9 protein-coding genes are annotated in these 11,560 nt (G+C 65.0%); 5 read left to right on the forward strand and 4 right to left on the reverse strand.

All coding sequences use genetic code 11. The features are described 5' to 3' along the window. Nucleotides 1-770 precede the first annotated feature (770 nt). Nucleotides 771-4,016: a hypothetical protein gene (locus ACPW96_RS22900; protein WP_425886014.1), complete on the forward strand. Its 3,246-nt coding sequence runs from the start codon at nucleotides 771-773 to the stop codon at nucleotides 4,014-4,016. 155 nt (nucleotides 4,017-4,171) lie between these two features. On the opposite strand, the gene ACPW96_RS22905 is transcribed toward ACPW96_RS22900, so the two are convergent. Next, nucleotides 4,172-4,780: a recombinase family protein gene (locus tag ACPW96_RS22905; RefSeq protein WP_425886016.1), complete on the reverse strand. Its 609-nt coding sequence runs from the start codon at nucleotides 4,778-4,780 to the stop codon at nucleotides 4,172-4,174. 321 nt (nucleotides 4,781-5,101) lie between these two features. Between ACPW96_RS22905 and ACPW96_RS22910 the strand changes: the two genes are divergently transcribed. Beyond that, nucleotides 5,102-5,584, forward strand: coding sequence for a cupin domain-containing protein (locus ACPW96_RS22910; protein WP_425823925.1), 483 nt, complete (start codon nucleotides 5,102-5,104; stop codon nucleotides 5,582-5,584). Nucleotides 5,585-5,728: 144 nt separating this feature from the next. Here the strand turns inward: ACPW96_RS22910 and ACPW96_RS22915 are convergent, their stop codons facing one another. Continuing rightward, on the reverse strand, nucleotides 5,729-6,433 hold the full coding sequence (locus ACPW96_RS22915; protein ID WP_425886018.1) for a hypothetical protein: 705 nt from the start codon (nucleotides 6,431-6,433) through the stop codon (nucleotides 5,729-5,731). A gap of 290 nt (nucleotides 6,434-6,723) precedes the next feature. Here ACPW96_RS22915 and ACPW96_RS22920 point away from each other — a divergent pair, with 290 nt between their 5' ends. Next, nucleotides 6,724-7,182: a hypothetical protein gene (locus ACPW96_RS22920; protein ID WP_425886019.1), complete on the forward strand. Its 459-nt coding sequence runs from the start codon at nucleotides 6,724-6,726 to the stop codon at nucleotides 7,180-7,182. Nucleotides 7,183-7,409: 227 nt separating this feature from the next. Here ACPW96_RS22920 and ACPW96_RS22925 read toward each other — a convergent pair whose 3' ends face one another. Then, entirely contained in the window at nucleotides 7,410-8,255 is an 846-nt protein-coding gene (locus ACPW96_RS22925) for an SDR family NAD(P)-dependent oxidoreductase (protein WP_425823931.1), read from the reverse strand. Between the two features lie 338 nt (nucleotides 8,256-8,593). On the opposite strand from ACPW96_RS22925, the gene ACPW96_RS22930 reads away from it, so the two are divergent. Both ACPW96_RS22930 and ACPW96_RS22935 read left to right on the forward strand, forming a co-directional pair. After that, nucleotides 8,594-9,763, forward strand: a complete 1,170-nt coding sequence (locus tag ACPW96_RS22930) for a hypothetical protein (RefSeq protein WP_425886021.1) — start codon at nucleotides 8,594-8,596, stop codon at nucleotides 9,761-9,763. 288 nt (nucleotides 9,764-10,051) lie between these two features. Further along, complete coding sequence (locus tag ACPW96_RS22935) at nucleotides 10,052-10,432, forward strand: nitroreductase family deazaflavin-dependent oxidoreductase (protein ID WP_425886022.1); 381 nt, start codon at nucleotides 10,052-10,054, stop codon at nucleotides 10,430-10,432. 374 nt (nucleotides 10,433-10,806) lie between these two features. Here ACPW96_RS22935 and ACPW96_RS22940 read toward each other — a convergent pair whose 3' ends face one another. Then, entirely contained in the window at nucleotides 10,807-11,391 is a 585-nt protein-coding gene (locus ACPW96_RS22940) for a dihydrofolate reductase family protein (RefSeq protein WP_425886024.1), read from the reverse strand. Nucleotides 11,392-11,560: the final 169 nt, after the last annotated feature.

An 11,560-nucleotide genomic window follows, 5' to 3' on the forward strand; every position in this document is an offset into this window, starting at 1 on the left:
CCCCAGCGGAGCTCTTCGGACGGCTGCTAGATTCCGAGAATCACCCCTCGTTGCGATGACCGCTGGAAACCAAGGCGCCGAAACCGTTCAGAATTCGAGCGCCGTCGACAGGAACATTGGGTGGACCAAACAGCGCGGCGTTGGCGATCAACTTACGCGGCCAAGTCACGGGAGTCGCCGATCTGCCCCGCGACGCAGCGGGCATAAGCTCGCGGCACGCGTTCCTGTGGAGCCCGTAGTGAAAGATCGTCGGCGATAACGCAAGAGCCGGCCGGGCCGATGAGGGGTCGGCAGCGCCTCAACCCGATACCGGAGCTAGACGCATAACCGTCAGCGGGGATGCACTCCGACGGATCCGGGGCTGCTGACAGCCATCAGCCGTCCTCATGCGCTCACGAACGTAGAGGGATCCCATCCGAAACACAAGCTGTCGCGCTCAGCGATCGCCCAGCGAGACGAAGGCCGCCACTCGATCGCTGCATGTCCGGGTGCGGATGAAGCCCCGACGTGAGCTTGCGGGTTGGCAATCAGTGGCTTGCTTGCATTGAGCACGCCAAGCTGCAGTTCTTGTCGGACTGATGCTGAATGTCGCGGTGCGGACCGCTCCCCACCCGTGGAGTCGGGGTGACGATGCCGTCGGCGGCCAGGCCGTGGTGCTTCGGGACCGCACGGGATACTTTTGCGCTATGGCGCAGCATCAGACTGATGTGCCTCGAGTTAGACCCGGCCGACTCGACCGCGCGTCCACGCGGGTCGTGGCCGCTGGCCGGGTGTCGCTCCCCCTCTTGAGCGCGCTGCTCGCGATCGCCGCGCTGATCTGTATGGGAGAGCTCGATCGGCTCATCGGTGGAGCACTGGGCGTGCCGAATCGAAGCGCCACTCTGGCGCAGGTGCAGGGAATCGGCGCTCCCGCCCATACGGAGGCATGGGGCATATGGGCTCAAGCCGACGGCGCCACAGTCGCGGCGTGGATTCTGGCCAGTGTTCTATGCGACCAAATCTTCGTGATCGCCTACGGGTCCTTACTTCTCTGGCTCACCCGGAAGGCCGACGGCCGTGTGAGCGACCGCGCGGTCGCGTACATGCGCGCGACGCGTCGAGTGAGCATGGGGTTGCCGGTGATCGACACCATTGAGAATGTGCTGATCGCTATCCAGGCAGTAGCCCTCGGTTGGGGTAACGGAGGGGTCGATCTTGCGGTTGCGATCGCGGTCGTGGCGATCGCGAAATGGGTGGCCCTTCCGATCGCAATCGTCGCCCTGCTGCGCAACCCCCGGGTGCGGCACCGGATCACAGGTGGTCTGGCTCGGCAAGGTCACGGAGTCTTCGTGCACCGCCTGGGCGCAACGATGTTGATCGCGCTAGGCGTGCTCGGCTTAGTGCCGTCGGGCAGCATCGTGTTTGATCAACTACCCGACGTCATGCGGGGATGGGTTGACCACGGACCGATCATCATGGATCAGCACGCCGTGCTCGCGATCGTGGCGCTGACTGTCGTGGCATCCGGCATGTGGGTCGTCGGTCGGGTCCTCACACGCAGCGACGCGCGCGAGTCAGAGCGCAAGCCCCCGCACCTGGGTCGCTGGCTGACTGCTTGCGTCGTCGTCGCTGCGCTTGTTGGTGTTGGGGCGCTCGTCGGGGACGGTCCGTGGTACCGGCTGCCATTTTTCTATCTCCTGTGCTATCTGCTGCTGACCTTGGCGCTCTCAGTCCTGCTTCAGAGGTGGTCAGTGCAGGCCGTGGAGCCGAGACCGGTCGATCGGTCCGCTAGAGAACGTGTCGGCCCGATCGGCGACCTACTCCCGATCCTCTTGCTCGCCTTTCTCCCGCTCGCTCTCATTCGGTCGTTCATCGGCCCGCTGGGGCTCGCCGTGACCGGCTCAGCTGGCGTCGGGGACCGTGTCGGCATCGTCGTTTGGACGTTCCTCGGCGCGGCCGCCGCGCTGGTCATCGTGCCCGTTGTTGCGCGAGCCGTCATCGACACGCTACGAGCGCGGATCGACGCCGCTGCCGCGAAAAGGTCGCGAGGTACGGGCGCACCGCGTGGCACGCTTGCTGTGATCATCGTCGCCATCGCCGCCCTTTTCGGCTTCATGGGGGCGCCGCTCGTCGCTGCCCACCTGCTCGGCGTCGTGGCTCTTACCGTACTCGCGCTCGGCTCGTGGGCGCTCCTCATCGGAGCAGTCGCTGCGGGCATCGACGCTCACAAACCCCTGTATGTGTTCTCCGTCCTTGGTATGCGCAACACTCCGGTTCTCAGCGTGCTGCTCGCGGTAGCATTCGTCGGCTCGCTCGGCGGCGGGGTCCCGTCGCTGCACCAGGTGCGGATCTCTCACCCGGATGCACAGATTCCCGGCCAGACGCTCGACGCTCCCGCGCACGGGCGAACCGGCATCCGAGTCCTCGACCGCGCCCTGGCCGAGTGGGAGGCCAGACAGAAGTCCGCCTGCGACATCCCCATCGACAAGGCGGGCTCCGAAGGTCAGGGGCGACTCGCATCCTCGCCGATCCGGCCGATGATCCTGGTGGCAGCGGAGGGAGGCGGCATCCGAGCCGCCTACTGGACGGCGCACGTCATGCGCACACTCTCAGCTGACCCGTGCCTTGCCTCGCAGGTTCTTCTATCAAGCGGTGTGAGTGGGGGATCGGTCGGGCTGGTGACCGCTAGAGCGTTGGCGGGAGCTACAGACGAGGTGTACACGAGGGAGGTCGCCGAATTGGCGACATCTTCGGGGCTCGCCGCAGCCGTGGGCGGAGCCATTGTGACGGACGTTGTCCGGGGGATCACCGGCGTTGAAATCGGCGGTGACGACCGAGCCGGTCTGACCGAGCGGGCATGGGAACAAGCGGTCCCGGAGCTGGGCAATCCCGTTGATCCGGCGTCCGACCCGCCCACGGGGGCGCTGTTACTCAACTCGACGGATGCGACGAGCAGGTGCCGAATCCTCGCGGCGCCAGCGGCCGCAATGTCGCAGAAAACGACTGGCCCGGCTCTGGCGCTTCCCCGTTCGAACCTGACAGACATGTACACACCCCCCACCGACGAGGAGCGCGGACATGGGGCTTTCGCTCCCGATCCCGAACGTCTCGTTCTTGAGCAGTGCCGCTTCCCAACGAATGCCATCTCCACTGGCGCGGAGCTCAGCCTCCTCACCTCGAACCTATGCGCGTCCACCCTTAACTGGTCGACCGCGGCGATGCTCTCTGCGCGCTTCACGTACATCTCGCCGGCCGGCCGCCTCACAGCTCCAGGCGCGTGCCACACTCCCGTCCCAGTGCAGTTGATTGACGGCGGCTACGCCGAGAACACGGGTCTACAGCAACTCGCCGACGTATCTCCCTGGTTGGCGATGTACCTCGCGCGGAACAACGCTGCGGCGGAGGAATCGGCCGACCGACCGATCATCTTGCCGATCGTCTTGGCGATCAAGAACTCGCTCCGCAACGACGTCGCTCCCTCTAGCCCTGATGCGGCGCCAGAGCTCCTGGTTCCGCTCGTCGGGCAAGGCGCTCTCCCCAATCAGTCCTCACCAGACGCGTGGATGCAGCGCGTCCTCGCCGACCTCGCCACCGTCTGCGGCAGCGATCTCACAGCCACCCAAGGATGCGTGACGCGACAGGAAATCCTCCACTCCTTCGTGTCGGCGGGTGCGGTTATCGCGACACCGTACACCGCGCCGTCGATTCAGCCGCCGCTTGGCTGGAGACTGTCGCAAATGAGCATGGATGCAATGTGCAGCGCGCTACGAGAGCAGTCGGTACTGTCCGGAACGGAAATTCCCGACACCCACTCCTCACAGCCTCCCCAATTCGCCGCGGACCCGCTTCCTCCGACACCGCCAACTCCACCACCCCCGCCGACTCCGCCGCCTGGCGGCATCCCAACCCCGGACTATCCGACGTTCTACCGGAACAACTACGGCACGATGCTCTCGCTGTTCGGACTCGCGGCGCTCCGGGGCGAAACGACCGGACCTCTCAACGTGAGCTGTGAGCGTCCCGGCGGCGGCCGCTAACCCCCAAACATCCGGAAACGGCATCTAGCGTCTCGCCAAGGGATCGTGACTGACTCAATCAGTCGAGGTGATAGGAGCGTATGAAGAGGTGAATTCGGCGTTCGGCCCGATGCTCGCAAGCGGATGCGTTCCGTGCTCTGCGGTGACGGTGGGTGTCAGAAGATATGCACCTCGTATGATGCGAGGAACAACGCACGTCGACGCTTGATCTCGCGATAGATAGTTGCTCGCGAAACGCTGAACAGCTCAGCCTCTTCCGTCTGCGTATAGTCGCCGGTGTCGTGCAGCTCGAAGAGGAGCGTGCGCTGAGTTTTGGATAGCTTCGGCTGCTTGCCCTTCAGTCGTCCCTTCGCACGGGCGACCGCCATGCCCTCGCGGGTGCGCATGCTGATCAGGTCCCGCTCGAACTCAGCCACCATGCCCAACACGTTGAATAGCAGCCGGCCGATCGGATCAGTCGGGTCGTATCGGCTTCCGCCGAGACTCAGCGCAACACCTTTCGCGGTGAGCTCATCAGCGATGTCCCGCGCGTCCCGTAACGAGCGAGCGAGGCGGTCCAACTTCGTCACGACAAGTGTGTCCCCGCTTCGCACCGCGGCAAGCGCCTCCCTGAGGCCTGGGCGAGCGCGATTCGTTCCCGTCATCCCGTGATCGACGTAGATGTGCATATCCTGCACTCCTAGTCGCAGCAGCGCCTGGCGCTGGACCGTCAGATCCTGATCCGTGGTCGATACTCTTGCGTAGCCGATCTGTATTCCATCCATCCGACCACGGTCCCACCGAGGCTCGCGTTCGCGAACGGAAGCGGACCGATGCTTGCGGGCGGTCCCTTGGGCTCGATCATGCTCCTGGCCGGGCATGTCCGAGCGCGTGCCGAGTCGCGGTGTTGTGGCGCGACTGGGCAGGGCGCCGTCACCCTGTTGAGAAGGCATCCGCGTCGCAACCATGTCTCTGGATGGCCCACTCCTCCCCGTTTTTCCTTACTCTGATGCCCCGTTGACAGACCCGGTGGGCGGGAACACAATGGCCCCGAAACGCCGGGTTGAGCCGCCATGGTTGAGCCCTCGATGAAGGGGTGGGGAGCCATGAACACGAAAAGAAGGATCACGAGCGCCATCGCAGTGGCGGCGCTCATCTGTACGACCGGACTCGCGTCCGCCGCGATGGCGACACCGGGGTCGGGGAATCTTGTGCAGAGCGACGTGGCAAGCGGGATCCTCGACGAAACGGCAAACGGACCCACCAAGGTCTCCCAGGACGGCATCCAGCTTAAGACGAAGGATGAGACCACGGTCACGACGTTCGACCTCACCTACCCGGCGGGGAGCTTCTCAGGCTGGCACTCGCACCCGGGAATCGTGATCGTCGTGGTGAAGTCCGGCACGGTGGTTCGGCAAACCGGGTGCGACGCAGGAGAGATGTTCGGCGTGAACCAGTCGTTCACCGAGGTCGGGCCGCACTACGTCAGCAACCCGGGAACCGAGCCGGCGGTGCTGTCGATCACCCGCATCTTCCCGAGCTCCGAGACAGTGGCCCGTCACGACGAGCCAGCACCCCTCTGCCCCTGATACCCGCAACCGACCGGCCGGAGCCCGCAGACGGCCGATCCCGACCCGGGCCAGTGGCTCGCGATCGTTGCCGATGGTCTCGTATAGCGATCGTTTCGCCCTACCGACTGCTCGGTGCTCGGCGTTCACGGCGCGTTTCGGGATTCAAGAGGCGCGCACCCAGACGCGGTGTGTGCCGACGACCGCGAAGCCCGCGGCGAGCGCCCGCGCGAGGTCGGCGTCGCGCTCGTAGCCCACGAGCGCCCGCCCCGGGTGCAATCGGCCGACCGTGGCGAGCAATCCGAGCCAATCCGGATCCGCCCCGGGACGCTCCCACACGTTCGAGAGCCCCACGACGTCCCCGTTCCCGGGCTGGTGCGCCACGGCGCCGCCGATGAGAGACCCGCCCGCCGACCGCGCCAGGATTTTGAAGCGCGGATGCCCGAGCACCGTGTCGGGCAGAACCCCGACATAGTCGTGCAGTTCGCTCCACCGCCGCAGGTCCCGTGGATCGGCGAGTTCACTCCACCCGTCGGCGAACCCCGGTTCCGGGGCTGCACGATGAATCCACCGTGCCTCGAATAGTGTCTCGAACCCGCGACCCGCAAGGTCCAGATCGGCGAAGCAATCCGCGATGCCACCGCCTTCGAGTCCGCCTCGCTGGCGGGCGCTGATCGCCTCGGCGGCCGCATCCGCGTCGGCGGCAGGCCGGATTGCGAGCACGGTCGAATGAAACGGCGGCACCCAGCCATCGGCGACCCAGATCTCGTCGGTCACGGTGACCGGCGCGCCGTGCAGCGCCATCACATCGTCGTACCAACTCCTGCTCGCCGCGACGGCGGTGGCGAGCCGGGACTGAGAAGGCGTCATCCCCTCAGTCTTGTCCAGGAACAGCGACGACGCGATCCTCGTTCACGACGCAACCTGCTGGGATCTCGGCTTGTGCAGTGACGGCGAGTTCTGGGAACGATGCTGTGAGGTTCGTCCCTTCCCGGACCAGTGTTCGGCTCAGTCGTACCTGCACCGAGATCGGACATGAAGAGCCCCCATCCGGCACGAGGGCCGTCGCGGTGAGGAACCGGCTCGCGGGCTGAGATTGCTTGCCCTGGTCCGTCCCCGTCCGGCGGGCGTAGTCTGGCGCTGATCACTCAGGAGGAATCGTGAAGTGGCGACATTCACGGCACGAGATCAGCGATGACGAGCAGATCGCCCGATACGCCTACGTTCTGGGAAACGTCCCAGCGAGCGTCGCGGACTTAGCCTACGCAGCCGCCTTCCAACGACTCCCAGCGGCACAGCGTGAGCAGATCGTGAGCGAACTGCGCACGCAGCTTCCCGCTGGTTCTGTGGAGGCGGTTCGGGACGATCCCGAGGCGTTCGCGACGCTCATGCGCGACCTGCACGCCCGCCAGGCCATTGTGACCGTGCCGGGTGCCGCTGCCCTCGCGGCCGCGTTCGTCACAAGCCCTCCGATCGTCGTCTACTTCACCAGCGGTGCAGGTTCGGTGTCGATAGACCAGCAGCCACCGTGGTTGCATGAGCTCGCCGGGCACGAAACGGCCCCGATCGACGGCGGACGGATCAGCCACCACAAAGGTCCAGACGTCCTCGGTATCTGATCGCCAAGCCGAGGCCGGACGGGTCATCACGTACCGCCCCGGGCCGCGGGCCGCCCGTTCGCGGACCCGCTTGCAGACGCACCGGCCTCCGAGTGGGCAGAAGGCCTAGGAGCCGCCTTCGGGGGTGGAGTCGCTGTACGCGAGATTGCTTAGAGGATGCTTTATTCCGCGCTCCCTCAAGAGCGGCGGATTCCGGCCCCGACTACACCGCGGGTTGGGATGAGTCGTCAGAGCGTTCGAAGTCGCAGCGTGTACAAGTCATCTTCGGTTATCTGCTCCGCGCGAAGGGCCATCTGTTCGACATCATCGGTGACCCGTATGAGGCGCCCGGACATCGAGTCCAGTTTCCCGGACGCGATGAGAGTGACCAGATTTGCCGAAAGCTCCGCCGGTACATCCCCACCGGCCAGGATGTAGTCCCGGTACCCCGGGATATAGGTTCGGCCCTCGTCCGACTCGATCAGATATTCCGTCATGGCGGTACGTACGGAACCTGGGTCGATCGCGAAGGCCTTGATCCCGTGCGCGCGGCCATCCGCTGCAAGACATTCGGTCAGTCGTAAGACGGCGGCTTTGGATGTGGCATATCCGCTGCCATTCAGGATGGGGCCCAATGCGGCTCCGCTGGCCACATTGACGATCCGGCCCGCGCCTTGCTCGAGCATGAGTCTGCCCACTGCCGTGCTGCATAGGTAGGTGCCATTCAGGTTCACGTCGACCGTATGCTGCCAGTCCTCGGGATCTGAGTCCCAGATGGGGCCAGGCTTGCCGGTCACGCCCGCGTTATTGACCAGGAGGCCGATCTCGCCGAGTTCGCGATGTACGGTCGCGACCATCGTCTCGACTGCGCTGTGGTCGGTGACATCCGCAGGGACTGCAAGAACTCGCCCACCGGCCGTCTCTATCAGCCTGACAGTCTCCCCCAGCTGTCCCTTTGTGCGGGCGACCACCGCTACTTTCGCTCCGGCAGCACTTAGTGCCAGAGCCATTCCCCGTCCAAGACCGCGGCCACCGCCGGTAACGATGGCAACCAGCCCACTCAGATCCACACCGGTCGTATCGAGCGGCGTCATGATGGCACCCCCTAGATCCATCCTTGTGTCATGCGATCCTCGCGTAACGCAGTCCCACAGAACGATGGGCGAAGATGATGTTCTGCTCCGACTCCTTCAGGACGTGTCCCTCGCGCGAGCATCCTACTCGCCGGTCCAGGCGGCAATAAGGTCCTCCGCCCACTCAGGATCCGCATCGGCCGCCCGCAAAAAGCCTGATTCGGGGTGCGGGAGCAGGGTCACCTATTTCGCGAGTCGATCTGATTCGCCTGCGGTATGACCTTGCGGAGGGTTCCGGCGGGTAGGACAATTCACGCACGCCCGATACCAGAGAACAATTCAATCAACAGGAGTGGGTAATGAACGTTCCGAGGATTTGGGTATTCGCCGCAGTGGTAGGGACGGCACTGGCGACGTTGACCCCGGCCACGGCCAGCGCAACATCGGTGTCGACCGTGTCCGCGCAGGCAACAGGCATGCGGGATCTGGGCACGCTGGGCGGCCCCAACAGCACCGGGGTGGACATCAACGTGCGGGGCAAGGTTGCCGGCACCTCCGACACCTCGGATGGGTCCAGTCACGCTTTCCGGTGGACGCCGTCCGGCGGGATGCAGGATCTCGGAACCCTCGACGGCGACGCCAGTTCTGCGGCAGCGATCAACGAGTGGGGTCACGTCACCGGATGGACGTATTTCCTTGAGCCCCTTAACGGGCCGCGACGTGCGTTTCGGTGGACACCGACGGGTGGCATGGAGGATCTGGGGAACCTCGGCGGGGAGTGGACTTCGGCGACAGCGATCAACAACCGCGGGCAGATCGTAGGGTCCTCGGACCTCTTCGACGGGCCTCGTCACGCGTTCCTGTGGACGCCGACCGGCGGCATCCGTGACCTCGGCACTCTCGGTGGTGGGCTCAGCGTTGCCACCGGGATCAATGACTTGGGTCAGGTAACCGGTTCTTCAAGCACAGCGGACGGGACGATGCACGCATTCCGGTGGACGCCGTCCGCTGGCATGCAGGATCTTGGCACGCTAAGCGGTCCATCCAGCGAGGCAACCGCGATCAACGCGGTGGGTCAGATCATCGGCACGTCGCCACCGAACCGCCAGGAAGGCGGATTCCTGTGGACCCCGTCGTCGGCGGGAATGCAGCCTCTGGGCTTCCTGCCCACAGCCATCAATGCACGTGGCCAGGTAGTGGGTATTGAATATAGCGAGGACCGATGGGTCCCGATCCGATGGACGGCCTCTGGAGGAAAGCAAAGACTGATCCCGCCCGAAAGCGGGGTCTACAGCGCGCCGGTGGACACCAACGAACTGAATCAAATCGCCGGCTCGACCATTCGATCTGACACCCTCCATGCGTTCCGGTGGACGGCGTCTACCGGAATGACGGACTTGGGCACACTGGGTGGCGTAGAAAGCGCGGCATCCGCGATCAACCTACGCGGCCAAGTCACGGGATACGCGTATCTGCCACGCGACGAAGCGGGCAACAGCTCGAGGCACGCCTTCCTCTGGAGCCCGTAGTGAAAGGACATCGGGGCATACGGTGTCGGCTAGAAGCGGTCGAGCAGCCCTTCCATCTGCCACCGACGCGGTCACGGAATCGGGTCAGTGACGATGCGCTATCGGGATTCGATCTGAGACGCAGCTTGTTGCGCTGAGGGACCGGCTTAAGCGCGGTGATCGAGCGCTCAGGGACCCGCTGACTACAGACTTGATTTTTGTTGCCGGGGGCTTTGCCATCAGCGTTGCGCACGGAAAGTCTCACCGATCGCTTGGAATGTCTGCAGCAGCGAGATTGCTTCAACAGGTGTGAACAACGACGTCAGCGAGGCCCTGCACCGAAGTCAGCTCATCGACCTGACGACGACCGGTCGCCGTAGCGGGCTACCGCGCCGCATTGAGATCTTCCTGCACCATGAGGATGGCGTGCTGTTCATCACCGGGATGCCGCGTCGAGACCGCACAAGGGACTGGATACACAACATCACCGCAGACCCCAACGTCATTGTGCATTTGAAGAAGGGCATCCAGGCCGACGTGCCTGCCACCGCGCGGGTAATCACCGATCCCCACGAAGCACGGCCGCTCATCGAGGCCGCCGCACGCCGATGGCGCAGAGACGATGTCGACGACATGATCGCGCACAGTCCGCTCATCGTGCTGACTGCGGCTCCCCCGCCCGCCGCCTGACGGCATCCCGAGTCACTGGCCGCGGTCCCGGCGCGAAGGAAGACAGCCTCCCTGAGCCCGAGGAACAGCCGGAAGGCAAATGCCAAGTGATGGCGAACGTTGGCGAGATGGCGGCGATCGCCACGACAACGATCCAAGAGACACCGACTCTCGAAAGCACCTTGTCGAACGTCCGAGCGGTCGTTCGACTGGCGGCATCACGCGAGGAGTGCGCAATGGCCGATGACAGCATCCCGGCCGGATCGCGCGTGATCACGCCGCGCACTCTCGAGACCCGAGCTGTAGGCCGTGAAGAACAACGAACGCTGAGCGACCGCTCTACGGCGATGGTTGGCTCGAGGTGATGCAGCTGTGCGTGTCACTCGCGGGCACGATCAGCGCCGAACACGGTACCGGAGGTGGGTCACGCCCTCCTCCCCCTCGAGCACGTGTGTGCGCTCGAGCTCGACACGGCCCGGTAGCTCGGAGAACAGGGGGCGGCCGCTACCGAGCACCACCGGCACGACATGCAATGCGATTTCGTCGAGCTCATCCGCATCGACGGCCCGGGCGAGCGTGCCGGCACCTCCGTGCACCAGAACGTCGCGCTCGCCCGCCGCGTCTCGTGCGCGACGCAGAGCGTCGCCGACATCGGTGAGGTAGGTCACGAGCGGCCATTTCGCGGCATCGGAGGGCGCGGGCCGCCGACTCAGGATGAAGACAGGAACGCCATCGTGGTGGTCGCCGTGCCACCCCTCGCCTTGCTCGAACGTCCGCCGGGGAGCGACGACCGCTCCCGTCGCCAGGATCCGCCGCATCGCGGTACCGTTCACCCCTGGTGGCACCCCCGGCACCCCGTGGGCGCCCGACTCGTCGCCCAGAAAAAACCAACGATGCAACCGCTCGATGTGTCCTGGCTCCTCGTTCGCTCCAGCGATGAAGCCGTCCAGCGAGATCGACATGTCGAGGACCGTTGCCATGTTCCGACGATACGGAGACCGCCCAGCCACGACAAGCGACACCGGCGATCTACGGTGCGGAGGTGGCTACATGGAGCGGCCACTGCCCGCTTAGGGATCCTTGGGTTCTTGCGGTGGTTGCAACACCGGAGGGATGGTGTGCTGTGACGACGTATTCGCTTCGTATTCG

It is taken from the genome of Micromonospora sp. DT81.3 (genome assembly GCF_049847225.1).
In the GTDB taxonomy this organism is placed as follows: domain Bacteria; phylum Actinomycetota; class Actinomycetes; order Actinomycetales; family Microbacteriaceae; genus Microbacterium.

Excerpts from the sequence above, each read along its gene's own strand:
- ACPW96_RS22905 (WP_425886016.1), bottom strand. The coding sequence starts at position 4,780 with ATGGATGGAATACAGATCGGCTACGCAAGAGTATCGACCACGGATCAG.
- ACPW96_RS22910 (WP_425823925.1), top strand. The coding sequence starts at position 5,102 with ATGAACACGAAAAGAAGGATCACGAGCGCCATCGCAGTGGCGGCGCTC.
- ACPW96_RS22915 (WP_425886018.1), bottom strand. The coding sequence starts at position 6,433 with ATGACGCCTTCTCAGTCCCGGCTCGCCACCGCCGTCGCGGCGAGCAGG.
- ACPW96_RS22925 (WP_425823931.1), bottom strand. The coding sequence starts at position 8,255 with ATGACGCCGCTCGATACGACCGGTGTGGATCTGAGTGGGCTGGTTGCC.
- ACPW96_RS22930 (WP_425886021.1), top strand. The coding sequence starts at position 8,594 with ATGAACGTTCCGAGGATTTGGGTATTCGCCGCAGTGGTAGGGACGGCA.
- ACPW96_RS22940 (WP_425886024.1), bottom strand. The coding sequence starts at position 11,391 with ATGGCAACGGTCCTCGACATGTCGATCTCGCTGGACGGCTTCATCGCT.